The sequence below is a fragment of the Clostridium senegalense genome, assembly GCF_018916625.1.
GTDB lineage: Bacteria > Bacillota > Clostridia > Clostridiales > Clostridiaceae > Clostridium_J > Clostridium_J senegalense.
Genome location: NZ_JAHLNC010000006.1, coordinates 145,196 through 162,273, shown reverse-complemented (window position 1 = coordinate 162,273; position 17,078 = coordinate 145,196). Strand labels below are relative to the sequence as shown.

At 24.8% G+C, this 17,078-nt stretch carries 13 protein-coding genes; 1 reads left to right on the top strand and 12 read right to left on the bottom strand.

What is annotated here, in order from left to right:
• Window positions 1–33 precede the first annotated feature (33 nt).
• Both KQI36_RS11790 and KQI36_RS11785 read right to left on the bottom strand, forming a co-directional pair.
• Window positions 34–3,330, bottom strand: coding sequence for a collagenase (locus tag KQI36_RS11790; protein ID WP_216451043.1), 3,297 nt, complete (start codon window positions 3,328–3,330; stop codon window positions 34–36).
• 370 nt (window positions 3,331–3,700) lie between these two features.
• Window positions 3,701–4,567, bottom strand: a complete 867-nt coding sequence (locus tag KQI36_RS11785; protein ID WP_216451106.1) for a radical SAM protein — start codon at window positions 4,565–4,567, stop codon at window positions 3,701–3,703.
• A 158-nt stretch (window positions 4,568–4,725) separates the two neighbouring features.
• Here KQI36_RS11785 and KQI36_RS11780 point away from each other — a divergent pair, with 158 nt between their 5' ends.
• Window positions 4,726–6,348 (top strand): WG repeat-containing protein, encoded by a 1,623-nt coding sequence (locus tag KQI36_RS11780; protein ID WP_216451042.1) that lies wholly within the window; start codon window positions 4,726–4,728, stop codon window positions 6,346–6,348.
• Window positions 6,349–6,417: 69 nt separating this feature from the next.
• Here the strand turns inward: KQI36_RS11780 and KQI36_RS11775 are convergent, their stop codons facing one another.
• From KQI36_RS11775 to KQI36_RS11730, 10 genes are all read right to left on the bottom strand, one after another.
• Window positions 6,418–8,451, bottom strand: a complete 2,034-nt coding sequence (locus tag KQI36_RS11775) for a methyl-accepting chemotaxis protein (protein WP_216451041.1) — start codon at window positions 8,449–8,451, stop codon at window positions 6,418–6,420.
• A gap of 246 nt (window positions 8,452–8,697) precedes the next feature.
• Window positions 8,698–9,645, bottom strand: coding sequence for a GTP-binding protein (locus KQI36_RS11770; protein WP_216451040.1), 948 nt, complete (start codon window positions 9,643–9,645; stop codon window positions 8,698–8,700).
• 210 nt (window positions 9,646–9,855) lie between these two features.
• Complete coding sequence (locus KQI36_RS11765; protein WP_216451039.1) at window positions 9,856–11,337, bottom strand: sensor histidine kinase; 1,482 nt, start codon at window positions 11,335–11,337, stop codon at window positions 9,856–9,858.
• Complete coding sequence (locus KQI36_RS11760; RefSeq protein WP_216451038.1) at window positions 11,321–11,983, bottom strand: response regulator transcription factor; 663 nt, start codon at window positions 11,981–11,983, stop codon at window positions 11,321–11,323. The genes KQI36_RS11765 and KQI36_RS11760 overlap by 17 nt, the downstream gene beginning before the upstream one ends.
• 122 nt (window positions 11,984–12,105) lie before the next feature.
• Window positions 12,106–12,876 (bottom strand): C39 family peptidase, encoded by a 771-nt coding sequence (locus tag KQI36_RS11755; RefSeq protein WP_216451037.1) that lies wholly within the window; start codon window positions 12,874–12,876, stop codon window positions 12,106–12,108.
• Between the two features lies 1 nt (window position 12,877).
• The gene (locus tag KQI36_RS11750) at window positions 12,878–13,540 is read right to left on the bottom strand and encodes an ABC transporter ATP-binding protein (protein WP_216451036.1); all 663 of its coding nucleotides are present in this window, start codon (window positions 13,538–13,540) and stop codon (window positions 12,878–12,880) included.
• Between the two features lie 27 nt (window positions 13,541–13,567).
• On the bottom strand, window positions 13,568–15,034 hold the full coding sequence (locus KQI36_RS11745; protein WP_216451035.1) for an ABC transporter permease: 1,467 nt from the start codon (window positions 15,032–15,034) through the stop codon (window positions 13,568–13,570).
• A 159-nt stretch (window positions 15,035–15,193) separates the two neighbouring features.
• Window positions 15,194–15,565 (bottom strand): C-GCAxxG-C-C family (seleno)protein, encoded by a 372-nt coding sequence (locus tag KQI36_RS11740; protein ID WP_216451034.1) that lies wholly within the window; start codon window positions 15,563–15,565, stop codon window positions 15,194–15,196.
• A gap of 175 nt (window positions 15,566–15,740) precedes the next feature.
• On the bottom strand, window positions 15,741–16,271 hold the full coding sequence (locus KQI36_RS11735) for an MORN repeat-containing protein (RefSeq protein WP_216451033.1): 531 nt from the start codon (window positions 16,269–16,271) through the stop codon (window positions 15,741–15,743).
• Window positions 16,272–16,349: 78 nt separating this feature from the next.
• Complete coding sequence (locus tag KQI36_RS11730; protein ID WP_216451032.1) at window positions 16,350–17,078, bottom strand: HAD-IB family hydrolase; 729 nt, start codon at window positions 17,076–17,078, stop codon at window positions 16,350–16,352.

Sequence of the window (17,078 nt, the reverse complement as noted above, 5' to 3'; positions counted from 1 at the left end):
TTAATTAATTTTGGTCTTTTATCGTTAATAAATTTAATTTATCTCCACAGTATATTTTCCGTTGTCCTTTGAAAAATTATATACATATAAATAATATTTACCCTTAGTTGCTTTATATGAATTTTTATAAATATTATTGTCTATTTGAGCAAATGAAACATAGTTATCTAAATCTTCTTCCTTATAAAGTAACCAATTTAAGCCTATATTGTTCATATTATTTAAAACTATATTTATATCTTTATCCTCATCTAATTGAAATTTAAAAATATCTACATTATCATCATCACTTAGATTTCCATTTATAATTTTATTTAATTCCACTATATTGGCTTTTTGAAAATCATTATTAGGTTCACTTTCCATAATTATATTTTTACTAAATTCACTAGATATTTTAAACTCATACTTGCCATCTTCATAATCATACTTATAAATATTTATATAATACATTCCTGGCTTAGTTACTTCATATTCTCCATTTAACTTATCATCCATTGGATAAGCTACAAATTCATTTAGATTTTCTTCATTAAATAATGTCCAATTCATACCTATATTATCTAAATTATTAACTTCAATTTTTAATTTATCTGGATTTTCAACTTTAAAGCAATATACATCAACATTATCATCACCTAATAAGGACCCTTTATAACTTTTATTTAAGTTTGGTACCAAATTTGCTTCTTCAAAATTATTATTAGGTTCTAAATCGATATTATCCTCTTCATCTATATTTTTTTTCTCAACTTTTATTGTTAGAACTTTTTCTCCTAATGCACCTTTATCATCTTTAACTTTTAAAACTATATTAAATGTGCCTTCTTTTTTATATACATGGGTTGGATTTACTTCATTAGATGTATTTCCATCTCCAAAATCCCAAAGGTATTCTACTATTTTTCCATCACTATCTGTAGAATTTTTTGAAGAAAGTGTAATAGTCTCCCCTACTTTACAAACATTAGGACCATCTATATTAGCTGTTGGTGGATTGTTACTAATGTTTCCATCTCCTAATATGCCGGTAAATATAACATCATATTCATATTGACCTTGGCTATTAACTCTATGATTTACAAAATAACAATTTATAGTTTTATAACCTGACCATTCTAAACTACCTAATTTTTTCACAAAATCATTAGACTTTTCATTCATTTTTTTCCAATCTTCAAGTTCACCATAAGATTTCTCACCTATATAAGTTCCTCTTAAAGTAAAAGTATTGAAAAATTGTCCTTTTTCTTCATTAACTGTAGTATTTTTAATATTAGAGATTTTTTCTATATTAGAATATATTAATTTTGAATTTATAGAACTATGATTTTTTAGATAATCGTCTGAAACTAAAGGTGTTGTAAGATTCTCATAATTTTTCACTAAATTCTCCATATGCGACTGATATTGATTATTTATATCATTATCTAAACTTAAAGTTGCTATATAATCATCATAACCCTTTACATCATTTGATTTAATAGTTTTTATAAACTTATTAAAAACATCCATTCTATTGTTATACATATAATCTGAAAATGCAAACCCATAATAATAGAACTCCCAAGACCCATACTTAGAATTAAATAGTTTTTCTGCAGTGAATCTATTTGATGGATTACTATCTAAACCTGAAACTTGAGATTTTCTAGCAAGTATATTATTTTCTCTAGTTGAACCTGCAAAGAATTCCGCTGTTCCTTCTTCAAACCATGTTAGTCTTGAATCTTTTTCTTTGTAAAAATCTCCTGTGCCCCATAATCCAGGAACTAAATATCTACCTTGAAGATAATGTGTATACTCATGACGGAAAAGTTCTTCTAAACTAAATATACTATCATCAACAGTTCTTTCATATGTGAAAAATGTTCCTATTCCTTCTATATAAATCCCACCATTATCAGTACTATATCCATATAAAGATGAATTCATCTTATACTCTTTAGGGCTATTATAAATAACCATAGTTAATATATCATCAGCATTACCTTGTTCAAGTTCTTTATCATTTCCAACTACTCTATGAAATTGAGATCTAACTTCTTTAGACGCCCAATAAAGCCTTTCAACCTTTTCTTTTGTTACTTTATCTCCTGTCTTTATTATCATTTTACCATCTTCAAATGTATAGGTATCAGGAAGATAATATTTCTTTCCATCTTCTTTTATTTTTTCTAAATCAATTGTTTTGCCTGTACTTAAAATTCCATTAAAATCATATTGAATTGATTCTATAGCTTTAAAGTACTGTTCTCCTAAATATGGATAAACATTTAAAACATTTTCTACTTCCTTTTGTTTTTCTATTGGATTACTGTAAAATTTAGCAAGTTTTCCCGTTAAATATATTCCACAATTAATTAACCAACTATTTTCTTCTGTTACATTTTCATCCTTTATAAATTTTGATACTTCATCTATGAATTTATCTATTCTATTTTTCCAAGGAGCATTACTTAAGTCCCCATTATTATTATACAAATATGAAGATAATTCATATTCTACTCCTTTTACCACTTCAAATACTGCATTTGATTTTGAAATATCTTTTATATATACATTTCTATTTTCATTATATTGCTTAATTATCTTAGTAAAATTATTTACAATTTCTTCATTACAAGTGGTATTTCCTATTAACATTCCAAGTGATTTAATTGTTTCATTTTGACCACTTTCTCCTAGTTTAAAATTGCTATTTTTTTGTATTTCTAACATTGAAGGAATACATTTTTGTCTATAACTTAATTCATAAAGTTCATTTAAAGGCTTATTATAATAACCTAAATAAAACCCTGATCTTAAAACTTCTACTATTGTAGGTATACCTTTGTCATCTGTTGCAGTGTATATCTTTCCTTTTTCGCCTAATGCATTTATTAATGCTTCCATACGATTTTTATCTTTATAAAACTCATAAGAATCATCAGTAAATTGAAATAATCCTTCTATTTCATACCAATTACAATTTGATATTGTTTCTACTAGCCTTTTATAGTCTAGTGTATTTAAATATTTCATTGTATAATTGCTGTTGGCTTTTAAATTATATTTTTTTAAATTTTCATTTTCATCATAAGTTGAATCTAATTTTCCTTTTATTTGATCTTTATAATCACTTTCTGCTTCCGCTGTATTTTTAAAATGTTCGAATCCATAACACTCATTACTATCCATGTTTTTTTCTGATACAGCCTCGTTTTGTATTTGCGGTTCTTTGTACTTTTGTTCATTATTTTCTTTTGCTAAAACTATAAAATTTGAATTTACGGTAATTACTGCTGTAACTACTATGAAACAAATACTTTTTAAATGTTTTCCTTTCATTTAAGCCCCTCCATCTTTATCTAGAGTTTCTTAACATTTATCCATTAAGATGTTTAATTTAAATAAATTATTATGGAAACTCATATTAAACTAAAAAATAAATTCTAACCTCCCATTTTGAAAATTTCGATAATTTTGATTTTATATTATCATTTTAACTATCGATTCCTAATATAAAAATATTAGCTTTAATTTTTCTTTATTAAGAATTTTCCTTTTATATTATGCTAAATATTTTTTATTTGTTAAAATAAAAAGCTGTTTTAAAATAAGTTTCAACCCTATTTTAAAACAGCTAATATTTACTTATCTTCTATTAATTCATTTATTTCTACAACCATAAAATTTTCTACATTTTTATTTTTAAACTTTAAAGCATTCTCTCTACTTCATCCCTTATATCTCTATTTTCTAATGCATTATCAATTTCTCTTATTAATTGCTCCCTATCTTTTGGTAAATCCCCTCTTAATAGTAAGTAATTTGATGCATGGTTACATCTAAATACAATTTTCTTTTTTGAGTTTATGTTTTCAAGAATATTTCTGATTTCTTTTAATACCTCTATATCAGATAAGACTAAAAACTTCCCACATTTAATATCTTTATATAGTTCTGTGTTCTCCTCTATCATAAGACTAAGAACACCTAAGAAATCAGGACTAATATCACTAATAAGCTTTCCTGTATTTATACTATGTTCTATTGTTCTACCTTTGCCTCCAATACCTGCAATCACAGTTACAGATAAAAGTATTCCACTTTCTTTTACTTTTAACCCCGCATTTAATAACTCACTAGAAGCAACACCTTTATTTATATAGTTTAGTACCAAATCATCTCCACTTTCAATTCCCATATAAATCATAGATAATCCTAATTCTTTTAATTCTTTAAGTTCATCTATAGTTTTATATAATATAGATTTAGGAGAACCATATAACGTAATTCTCTTACATTCTGGAAAAACCTTTTTTATATATTTAAGTATTTCCTTTAAAGTATCTATAGGAATTATTAGTGCATCTCCATCTGCTAAAAATATTTTTTCAGCCTTTCCATATATATTTCTAAATGTATCTATTTCTTTTTTTATTTCCTCCAAGGATTTTATAGTAAATTTTTTAGATTTATACATACTACAAAAATTACACTTGTTATGAGAACAGCCTAAAGTCACCTGAATAATTAAGCTATATGCTTCACTTGGCGGTCTATATAATGGCATATCATACATCATAAATTATTTCCTCCCTAGTTTTCACATTGTTATAATCTATCCATGTAATAATACAATATTTCACACTAAAATTCAAAACATTTGAAATTTTTTCTATCTTCTATGTTATAATACTTTTAATTGTAAATATTTTGAATGTACTTAGAGGTGATATAATGAAACTTAAAAAAATTTTTATTACTTTCTTCTTTATTTTTTCTATAACACTTCTTTATGGATGTGAAAATAAAAATTTCAACTTTGAAAATGCCTTTGACTTTAAAGATGATGTAGCTCGTGTAGAAACAAATAAAAAGTTTGGTTACATAAATAAAGAAGGTAACTTTATAATTAATCCCAAATATGAGGATGCTCTTGATTTTTCAAATAAATTTGCTTGGGTTAAAAAAGATAATTTATGGGGATGCATAGATAAAAATGATAATACTATACTAAATTTTGAGTATGAAGATGTAATACCAACATATGAAGATAATTCACTTATTGTAAAACAAGATAATAAGTTGGGCTTATTTTATGATGGTGAAATTGCAATTTTTCCCATGTTTGATGAAATAACTCCTAATATAAATCCAGATGTATTAATTGTTAATGATGGAAGTAAATTAGGCTTGTTTACTTATGCTGGAAATACCATATTAGATCCAATCTATTCTGACATTTCATTCAAATCTAATTTAGTATGTTTTATGGTTGATAATAAATATGGAATTTTAAATTTAAATACTAAGGAAAAACTAGAATCACTTTCTGACACACCACTAACTTTTATTGATAATATATCTACTTTTTCATCTAATGGTAAATATGGGTATATTAATGCAGATGGCAATGTTTTAATAGAACCTAAGTTTGAAAATGCTCTTTATTTTAATTCCTGTAATTTAGCTAGTGTTAAACTCAATAATAAATGGGGAGTTATCAATAAGAGTGGAGATTTTATAGTAGAACCTAAATATGAAGAAATTGTTTATAATGAATCTTCTGATTATGATTTTAAAGATAAATCTAATTCTTCTACATTTCTGATTAAGCTCAATAATAAATGGGGATTACTAGACTCCTATGGAAAAGAACTTTTAGAACCAACTTTTAATTATGCTACTCCCTTAAATAATGAAACTTTTGCTATAAGTGAAAATTCTTCTATGTGGGCATTAGCTGATACTAAAGGAACTATTCTTAGTGATTTTAAATATAATAGTTTACATTCTATATCAGATAAATTTACATGTGCACAAATAAAAGAAAAAAATACAATAGTTAATTTAAATGGTTTAGAAGTGCTAAAACCTGAATATAATAGTGTATATTTTTTTAATAACAATTTTATTATAGAAAAAGATGGTAAGACAGGCTATATTTCAAATGATGGTAAAGAAATTCTTCCAATCAAATATGATGAATTAAATTCTTCTCCTGAATTTTTATTACCTGAAAATTATGATACAACTATAGAAGAATTTTACTCTTCTTATATAGAACTTTATAATCAACAGCTTAATAATTATATATATATTAAACTAGATAATAAATTTGGTGTCTGTAATAAGGACGGAAAAATAATAATAGAGCCTAAATATTCTAGAATTAAATATTTAAACAAAAATTATTTAGCAGTATTAGAAGATAACCTATGGGGCATCCTTGACATAAATGGAAATGTTATAATTACTCCTAAATTTAATGACATAGGGAAATTTAACGCAGATTTAGTTCCTGTTAAAGTAGATAACCATTGGAGATATGTGGATTTAAAGGACAACTTTGTTATATAAATTTAATTTCTTATAAAATAAATAAAGTATTAACTGAATTTTAAATTTAGTTAATACTTTATTTTTATTTTATCTGTTTTCAGTTTTAAATTTTTTCAACTTAACATTTAAATCTTCCGTCAATTCAAACAAATTACTAGCTGAATTGGCTATTTCTTCACTGGAACTGTTAAACTCCTCTGTTGATGCTGATATTTCCTCTGTAGTTGCCGATATCTCTTGTGATATTGAAGTTGAATTTTCTATTTTTATAATTATATCATCTTTATCCTTTTTTATATTATTAGAATTATTATAAGTATCTTTTATAATAGGGTTTATTTCTCCTAAAGATTTAGATATTTCCTCAAAAGAAAAAATTGCCTTCTCAATAGCTTGTTTTTGTAACTGAACTTCATTATCTAAAATATTAGTTTCACTTATAATGTTTTTACTTTCATCCAAAACACCATCTATAACATTACTTATTTCAACTGCAGAATCTTTACTTTGCTCTGCAAGTTTTCTTATCTCATCAGCCACTACAGAAAAGCCTTTACCTGCCTCTCCTGCTCTAGCTGCTTCTATAGCTGCATTTAATGCTAGTAAGTTAGTTTGTTCTGCTATACTATTTATAACATATGTTATTTTATTTACCGAATCTATTTTACTATTCATACCTTCAATAGTAACTAAAAATTTCTTAAATATATCATCAAAATCATTTATAGAGTCAAATAAATTTTTCATGTCTTTATTACTAATATTAGCTTTATTTACAACTTCTGTAGAAACTGTATTTATATTTTTTATATTTTCAATCATTATATTTATTTTATCACTAAAATTATTCATTATATTATCTATATAGTTCAACCCTGAACATTGATTATCATTACCTTTTACCGATTCTTGTATCGCACTAGCTATATTTTCTGATGACAATACCATCTCCTCTGATACTGCTGATAATTCTTTTGAATGTTCTGTTATTATATTGGAACTATCTTTTATAGAAATTAAAATTTCACCTACAGACTCTTTAGTTTTATTTATAGCTTTATATATATCTCCAATTTCATCCCCTTGATTAATATCCTTTTCATCTATAGTTAAAGTAAAGTCTCCTTGTGATAAAAGTGATAATTTATTTTTTGCCTTAACTAATTTCTTAGAAAACTTATTTGAAATTCCCAAACTTAATATTATAGATAATAATAAACTTATTAATACACTTATTGCTAGGGCAAGTTTTAATTTATTTAAACTTTTTAAAACTATAGATTCTTCTACTAAAATACCAACTGACCATCCATTTGTATTTTCAATAGGTGCATAAGCTAAATATTTATCAATGCCATATTTATATTTAGATATACCTGTTTCTCCTTTTATCATCTTTTTATGTATCTCTGCTACATTTTTTGAAAGTTCATCTTTTTCTGAATTTTTTATTTCATTATGCTTATTTATTACATCATCAAAATTGGCACTGGCAACTGAATTTCCTTCCTTGTCCAATATAAATGCTGTTCCTTCCCCCTTTAATGTTACCTTTGCAATATTATTTGACATATCCTTGGCGTTTACATTAAACAATAGACAGCCAACAATTTTTTCTTTGCATTTGATTGGAACTGAATATATTACCACATATTCATTTACTTCTTTTATAAACCTTGGTTCTACTAAAGTTTCTTCTCCCTTTAATGCATTTTTAAAAAATTCTTCATTACTTATATCAGAATTTCGTTGACCATCTGTTGATTGATAAATACCATTTAAATCTGCAATTCCTATTGTTAATGCTTTTGTTTTTTCTGTAAAATCATTTAAAGTTTCAAGTTTTTTTTCAAAAGGAATATTCATGTCATTGATTAAATTATTATTACTTAATAATTTTGCTGTTTGAAAATTTTCATTAACATCCCTAGAAACAAGTCCAGCATTCTGTATTATTATATTGCTCATATTGTCTAAATCGCTCTTTAATATTATTTTATTTGACATATAATTTACCATAAATAAAATAAACATAAGTATTAAAAAGAATGCCATAGATATAACAAATGTCATTTGAAATTTTATGTTTGCGTTTTTCAGTTTAATGTTTTTTAATCCCATATTACTTCTCCCCTTTTTTTAATTAAATTTACCATAATATAAAAATACCCCTTTAACCTAAAAACTTAACACTTAAATAAATTGAAAATTCAACTTTATTCTACCATATAACTTACATATATTTAAATATTTATTTAATTTTATATTTTTTTACATTAAATCCTATATTTATACTTGTTTTGAATGTAAAAAAGAAGTTGAAAATAACTTATTCAACTTCTCTTTTATCATCATATTTTATATAGTCTAACTAAAAAAATTATATAATAGTTCTTTATTTAGCTTTTTACCTATAATACAAATAACTCCCTCTTCCTTAAATTTATATGGTATCACATTAAAATTTTTTAATACATAGTCAAATTTTAATTGTTTACAATTATTACTTTTAACAATTCCTTTTGCTCTTATTATATTTCCAAATTCATTTTCTTTTAATTTTTTCATAATATCTTCTAATTGCTTTTCTGTAAAAAATTTATTAGTTTTAAAAGATATGTTCTCAAATTTTTCTTCTACATTCACCCTATACTGTTTTTTTATTTTTATTGGTGTATTATTTTTAGGTTTTTTTATGTGTTTTATAGTTGAAAAATCATTTTTATCTTCTCCCCAAAATATGATTTCTTCTCCTTTTACACTATCTGAATTACATATTATATTAGCATTTGAATTTATATTTTTTAAATCATCTTTAATCTTTCTTATCTTATCCTCAGATATATTTTCGCACTTAGTTATAATAATAGATTTGCAATTAATAATTTGATTTTTATAAAATGCTCCAAAATTTTCAACATATTCATTAAAATTTTCTCCATCAATTACAGTAATAATCATATTTACATTAACTATGCTTTTTATTTTTTCATCATTAAATATTTTTAATATATCTGATAACTGAGCAACTCCTGAAGGTTCAATAATTATTCTATCCGGTGTAAATGATTTTACTGCATTTACTATACAATCTTTAAAATTTTCTGTTAAAGTACAGCATATACATCCATCAGTTATTTCTTTTATATCTATTTTATCTTTTTTTAAAAATTCACCGTCTATATTTACTTCACCAAATTCATTTTCTATAATTACTATTTTTTCATTTAGAAAATTATTTTTAATAATCTTTTTTATAAGGTTAGTCTTACCAGCACCTAAAAATCCTGAAATTATATCTAACTTAACACCCATAATTTCTCACTCCCATCTTAACAAAATTTCATATTATTTACTAATAAGTTACAATTTATAATATATCAAGTTTTAATCATTTAATGAAGCTAAATTTAAAATAATATATATTTTTAAAATTATTATTTAAATTAATATTATATTATTACTTTACTTTTAATTATAAAAAACTACTTTAATAATAATTTTTATTATTAAAGTAGTTTTATTTTAATCTTGAAAAATAATTTTAAATTTTACATAATTATTTTCACTTGTTAAAAAATATTGTATTTTTCTATGCATATCAAAAATTGTTTTTACAATATATAAACCTAATCCACTTCCACCAGTTTTTCTGTTTCTAGACTTTTCTATCCTATAAAATGCTTTAAAAACCTGTTCTATTTCTTCTATTTCAATATGTGCTCCTGTATTCTTAATTATCAATTCTACACAATTTGAATTTCTTTTTAAATTTAATATTAATTTTTCTTTTGGTTTAGAATACTTAATTCCATTATTAATAATGTTAGTTAAGGCTTTTTCTATAAGTTTTTTATCTCCATATACAAATATTTCATTTTCTAAATTTATTATAGTAGAAATATCTTTTTCATCTATAAAAAATTTTTGATTTTTAACTATATCTTTTATAAGTAAAGTTAAGTTTATTCTTTCAATATTTAACTTAAAATCATAATTTTCATATTTGCTTAAAAGTAAAATTTCACCTACTAATTCTTTTAATTGATCTAATGTACTTAAACATTGTTTTAGATATTTATCTCTATCTTTAAACGGTCCAATATTATATATCATTCCTTCAACTTGCCCTCTTATAATAGTTATAGGCGATTTTAATTCATGTGATATTGTAGTTAAAAATTCTCTTCTTCTTTTCTCTAATTGTCTTTCTTTTTCTATATCGTTTTTTAATTGAATATTAGTATTTGCTAACTCTTCAATAGATTTTTGCAAATTATAGCTCATTTCATTTATGCTAGTAGATAATTGTGCAATTTCATCATTTCCTTTATAATCTAATTTATCAGTAAAATCTAATTTAGCTATTTTTTTTGAAATATTATTTATTCGTATAAGGGGAGAAGCCATTATTTTTGAATAAATTACAGAAGCTAAAATTCCTATAATTAATGTTATTATTACCATAAATGGTAAGAATAACAGAATCATTTTAGACATTTCTCGAACACTTGTCATTGGCGAGTAAATTATTATTAATACACATTCCATATTTAACTTTTTTAAATTAAAGTTTTTTTCCACTTGTAACATAGAATGTGATTTTTTTTTCGGTCTCTCTTCTCTTTTATCTAGTTTATCACTTTCTTCACTTATCTCATCTTCAAATTCTGATATTTCATGCATAGGTTCCTTTTTGCTTAAACCTTTATTAGATGAATAAATTATCTCACCATCAATAGTCTTTAGTAAAACCATAGCATTGTTTTTATATGTAAAATTATCCAATAAATTATCAATGTCTATATCTTTATTATTTTCTAAAGTTTTTACAGTATTTAAAATTTCACTGTTTACTTTATAAGTTCTATATATATTGTAAAACTGCGGTAATAGAAAGTATAATAATATATATGCCAATAATGATGTTATTGTAATTATAGCTATTGTTATAAAGAACACCTTTTTCTTTATATTCACATTGTTCCATTTATTTTTCCAATACATATCCAATTCCCTTTATAGTTTTTATATACTTTGCATCTATTTTTTTTCTAATATTTTTTATATGAGCGTCTATTACCCTCATATCCCCATAATAATCATATCCCCATACTTTATCCATTAATAGTTCTCTTGTTACTACTCTAGGATAATATTCTATAAGCATTTTTAAAATATTGAATTCTTTAAGTGTTAACTCTATCTCCTTTTCTTTAAAATAGCCTTTATAACTATCACATTCTAATTTTAAATTTTCAAAAGTAATATTATTTTCTATGTGTAACTTATTATATCTCTTTAACACAGCTTCAACTCTTCTTATTAGTATATTAAAAGAAAATGGCTTAGTTATAAAATCATCACACTGAAAATCAAATGCTTTTATTTCATCGAACTCACTTTCAAGGGCAGTAAGAAATATTATTGGAATGTTTGAAAACTCTCTTATCATTTTACACAAAGTATACCCATCCATGTTAGGCATCATCACATCCAGTATAATCAGATTATAACTGCTATTTTTCACTTTTTTATATGCTTCTAATCCATCATTAGCAGCATCTACTATATAGCCTTCGCTTTTTAAAAATTCTATGATTAATTCTTGTATCTGCAGATCATCTTCTACAACTAAAATATACTTTTCCACACTGTCCTCCATAGTTAAATTTATTAAACCTAATTATATTTTATATTAAATATAATTAGGTTATTTTTAAATCATTTTATTTATTCTAATTTTTATTAATTCAATTTTAGTTAATTTAAAAATTATTCATAACTTAAAGCTTTACTTCCAATACTTTGCCAACTATTAATAAATACTTGTTTATCTACAGCTCTATTTTTTTCATTAGTTAATGGATCGTTATAATATATATAATCTTTATCATATCCTGTTAACAATACTGTATGTTGATTAAAACTACAAGTTATTTCTTCTCCATCAACAATCCAACTAGCATCTAATGTAGGATTTCCAAAATCCGATGTTATCCAAACTACCACTGATTTTCCATCACTTAAATATTTTTCTAACTTAAAATATGGTTCATCAGTTAAATCAACTGGATTTATATATTTTTCTAAAGATCCTATCATTGCAGTAGGATAAATGGCGAATCCTGCTTCTTCACCTGTAACATCTCCTACAAATCCTACATTTGGATTTCCCCATGCTACTATTGTCCCATCAACATCTCTAACAATTTCTGTAGTGTCTATTTTCATTTCATTTGCTAATGTTAGTTTATCTACGTTAATCCCATTATAGTTAAGCATCATAGTTGTAGAAGTTATTTCGCAACCATAAAGCAACTCTGGTAATTGACTCACTAATGGCACATCAAGTTTAACACTTTGTTTTGATGAAACCTTATATTGGTTCAAAGCATTTTCTACTGAAAATATAGGATTTTCAGATAATTTTTTTTCTGCAGCTAAATATGTACTATTTATAACAATAAATTTAAATAATATTATTAGCGATGAAGTTAATAATATTATGAAATTTATTTTTCCTTTTAACTTATATGAACGCATTTTAAACCTTCACCAAATTTTTATTAAAAAGCTTATAAGTAATATCCGATTTACGCGCTATTTCATTATTATGTGTAACCATAATAAGACATTTCTTTTCTTTTTTAACTATTTCTATAAACAAATTTACTATTTCATTAGATGTAACTTCATCTAAATTTCCTGTTGGCTCATCTGCTATAATTAAATCTGTTTTTGAAACTAATGCTCTTGCTATTGCTACTCTTTGTTGTTGACCTCCACTTAAGGTTAAAACTTTTTGATTTGCTTCTTTTTCACTTATCCCCACTTTTTCTAACATTGAAAGGCATTCTTGCCTTTTATTTTTCAACTTTAATCCTCTTATAGACATTGCCATTTCTACATTTTGTAATGCCGTCATATAATTGAGCAAATTATATCCTTGGAAAACTATAGATACATATTTATTTCTAAAATTATCCAAACCTATTTTTCTTGTATCACTTTCTTTATAAAAAATTTTTCCTTCATCCTGTTTATCTAATCCTGAAACTAAGGATAAAAATGTTGTTTTTCCCGATCCTGAAGGTCCTATTATAGTATAAAATTTTCCTTTTTCAAAAGAAATATTTAAATTTTTTATAATTTCCTTTTCTTTATCATAATTATAACTAACCTTTTCAAGTCTTAATAATGCTTCCATGTAGTTTCCTCCTAAGTTTATAGTTATCTACTGATGTTTACTTAATATATTTTTAGGGTTAAGTCTCATAATAGATATAGACGGTAATAAGATAGATACTATCGCTATTAAGATTGTAACTACTGACATTTTCCCAAAATCTATTATAGTAATTTTAATATCCATACTATCAATAGTTTTTACACTACTCTCTTCCCTCATCATACCAGCTTTATCTCTCATCTCACTATCCATTCCTGTTATACTCTTATTTGTACTACTACTTGTCTCAATTTGATTAGATAAAAGGTTTTTTGCCATTACATTACTTATTTTATTACCTACAATTCCTGAAATTCCTATTGCTAATACTAGTATAATTAATATTTCACTAATAAATTGACTTATTATTTTAAATTTTTTCTCACCTAAAGACATTAATATACCAATTTCCATAATTCTTTCTTTTATAGAAAGCATTATTATAAGTGTTAATATCACAGCACCTGAAATAACTCCAATACATAATGTTATTCTAGCAAATGATGCAACCGATTCTATAGAACTCACCATTTTATCATAAGTCTTACTATTAGCATCTAAAGTATATGTTTCAAAGTCTATATCTAATTGATTTCCTTCATTTACAAAACTCTCAACATTTAATGGATCATCTATTTGAAATTCTGCTTTATCTGCTTTTCCAGTATATTCTTCACCTTTAAATATATTTACGAATGTATATGGAACATATATTTTATTATATGGACTCATTGATGGACTCATAAATCCTTCTGTTGTGACTTCTTCATTAGATTTAAATACTCCAATAATCTCCAACTCATTGGTAATAGTTGAATCATTACTTTTAGAAACCGTTATTTTATCACCAACTTTAAGGTTATTTTCACTAGCTAAAGTTTCCTCTATCATAGCAACCTTAGTATCTATATCTGTAGTTGTAATCATTCTACCATCAACTAAAGTAATTTCATTATTTTCATATTCTTCTACAAGTGAGGCATCAGATACACCTTGTAAATTTATATCTCCAAAACTCATCCCTTTTCCTTGACTATGACCTTCATTAAATTTAATATCATTATTATTAGTTTCATTGTTAGTATTTTCATTTTCACTTTCTTCACTAACTATCGGTTCAAAACTATTTGCATTTACATAAGTTGTACTTATTAAATTATATGACTTAACATGCTGAAGCTGAGCCAATTGTTCTACATCTGATATATTTATTGGTGTACTTTTCATTCTTACTTTTTTATCTTCATTACTACTTTCATTTGACATTTTGTTTCTCATATTTTCTGAATCAACTTTTAATGATACTGTAGCGCCTAAACTCTCCCTTGCTAATTTTTGTGAAACTTTTGCTGCACTTTGTATAGCTATACCTGATAATACAACTACACAAACTGTTAATGTAATAATAAATAAAATTAAAGATTTTACTTTCTTTTCTTTTAAATTTAAAAATGCTCTAAACAAAAAATTCATTTCTTCGCTCCTTTTTATTTTGTCCCATATTTGCTTACAAATACATATTAGAAAGTCTATCTATAAGTGAAATGAATTCAATGTGAATTTAATATGAATTTTAAAATTTAAAAATTCAACTAAAAATAGGTCATCTTATTAAGACAACCTATTTTTATATTAGTTTTCTTTTTCATTCATAATTTCTTTTAATGCATCATATGCATATTCTATTATTTCATCACATGATACACCTTTTCTTTTAAGTTCTACACAATCAAAAGTTCCATATTCTTCTTTTATTTTATTCATTAAAAGTCTTCCGTATTTTCTAGCTTCATTAGGATCCTTAGCATTTTCTCTTCCTTTAGTTGCCCCTAAAACCATCATTGCGCCAGTAATTGCACCACAAGTTGTTCCAACTGACATACCACCACCAAAAGGAGTTGCTATTGATACTGGAATATCTAAATTATTTTCTTCATTTATTGCTTTGATTATAGATTCAGAACAGTTATATCCTTCTTTATGAAAATCTAATACTTTTTTCATTATTACATACCTCTTCTCAAATATATCGTTTTATTTTAATATATAGTTTTAATATTTCAAGTTAATTTTAAATCATTGTGAAAAATTTTTCAAGTGAAATTTTTTATTTATTAATGCTATTTTTATAAACAAAACACATTTAGATATTTTTATAACTCTAAATGTGTTTTCACTATTAATCTATTTTAATTCCATTTTTAAAAGTGCACTGTTTTACATTACCATTTATATCTATTATAGTAAAATCACCGTCAACCTGATCATTAGACCATTTACCTATGTATTTTTCTCCCTCTACTGTTTCTAATATTCCTTCTCCATGTTGCTTATCATTTTTCCAAGCTCCTGTATATTTATCTCCATTTTCCCATAAATATATTCCACTACCATCTTTATCATCATTGTTCCATTGACCTATATAACTTTCACCATCAGACCAATAATATATACCGTACCCATCTTTTAAATCTTCCTTCCAACTCCCTATATATTTTTCTCCATTATTCCAAATCATAGTGCCTTCTCCGTGCATTTTACTTTCATGCCAATAACCAATATATTTTGTCCCATTTGCATATGTAAAAATACCAAACCCATGTCTTCTTCCATTTTTTCTTTCCCCTTGATAAACTCCACTTGTGCTATGATCATGACTATGATTTATTTCAATATTTTCATTTTCATTAACTTTCGAATTTTTTTCCATTTTGTTTCTCCTCAATACATCTATTTTTTATATTTTACAATGGATTTACACCATAAATAAAAGTTTTGTTATATTTTTTTATAAAAATTGTATATTATTAATATCCAGATTATATGTTACATCCTTACGTTCAACTATAACCTTTATTTTTTCTCTAACTTCATCGTTTTCCATAACTTTTGCTAAAAGTTCTTTTGTTGGATTTATTGCATAAGGAATACCTACTGATTTAAACATAGTAAAATCCCCTGATGTATCTCCATATGCAAAGCTTTTATCAAGCTCTATATTATATTTTTCTGTTAGTTCTTTTATAGCATTTTGTTTACTTTCCGAATCCCACATCGGTATTATTTCTCCAGTATAATTGTCATCATCATCCCTTAAGTATATAGACCCTTTATAATCATCCATATTATATTTATTTGACATTTCTTTTACAAGTTCAATTGGTGAACCTGATATTGCAATTACTTTATGTCCTTGCTCCTTATGCCACTTTATTCTCTCTCTAGTAAAAGTATAAACCCTATCACCTTTTTGTTCTATAACTTTTTTAGCTATATATTCTATATGATGCCTGTCCACACCTTTTATTGCTTCTATATATATATCAACCATTTTTATAAGGTATTCATCATAATCGCCTTGTCTTTTATCCCATTTAATAAATGCCGGACGAACTTCTCTATACCATTTTTTCTCATCTACAAGCTCATACTTAATTATTTTTTTAAAAACTTCTGTTATTAGTCCTTCTCTATAAATAGTTCCATCTATATCAAAAAATGCTGCTATGTTTCCCAT

Bases quoted from the DNA above. Each gene is read 5' to 3' on its own strand.
- KQI36_RS11790 (WP_216451043.1), bottom strand. From the start codon at position 3,330: ATGAAAGGAAAACATTTAAAAAGTATTTGTTTCATAGTAGTTACAGCA.
- KQI36_RS11785 (WP_216451106.1), bottom strand. From the start codon at position 4,567: ATGTATGATATGCCATTATATAGACCGCCAAGTGAAGCATATAGCTTA.
- KQI36_RS11780 (WP_216451042.1), top strand. From the start codon at position 4,726: ATGAAACTTAAAAAAATTTTTATTACTTTCTTCTTTATTTTTTCTATA.
- KQI36_RS11775 (WP_216451041.1), bottom strand. From the start codon at position 8,451: ATGGGATTAAAAAACATTAAACTGAAAAACGCAAACATAAAATTTCAA.
- KQI36_RS11770 (WP_216451040.1), bottom strand. From the start codon at position 9,645: ATGGGTGTTAAGTTAGATATAATTTCAGGATTTTTAGGTGCTGGTAAG.
- KQI36_RS11765 (WP_216451039.1), bottom strand. From the start codon at position 11,337: ATGTATTGGAAAAATAAATGGAACAATGTGAATATAAAGAAAAAGGTG.
- KQI36_RS11755 (WP_216451037.1), bottom strand. From the start codon at position 12,876: ATGCGTTCATATAAGTTAAAAGGAAAAATAAATTTCATAATATTATTA.
- KQI36_RS11750 (WP_216451036.1), bottom strand. From the start codon at position 13,540: ATGGAAGCATTATTAAGACTTGAAAAGGTTAGTTATAATTATGATAAA.
- KQI36_RS11745 (WP_216451035.1), bottom strand. From the start codon at position 15,034: ATGAATTTTTTGTTTAGAGCATTTTTAAATTTAAAAGAAAAGAAAGTA.
- KQI36_RS11740 (WP_216451034.1), bottom strand. From the start codon at position 15,565: ATGAAAAAAGTATTAGATTTTCATAAAGAAGGATATAACTGTTCTGAA.
- KQI36_RS11735 (WP_216451033.1), bottom strand. From the start codon at position 16,271: ATGGAAAAAAATTCGAAAGTTAATGAAAATGAAAATATTGAAATAAAT.
- KQI36_RS11730 (WP_216451032.1), bottom strand. From the start codon at position 17,078: ATGGGAAACATAGCAGCATTTTTTGATATAGATGGAACTATTTATAGA.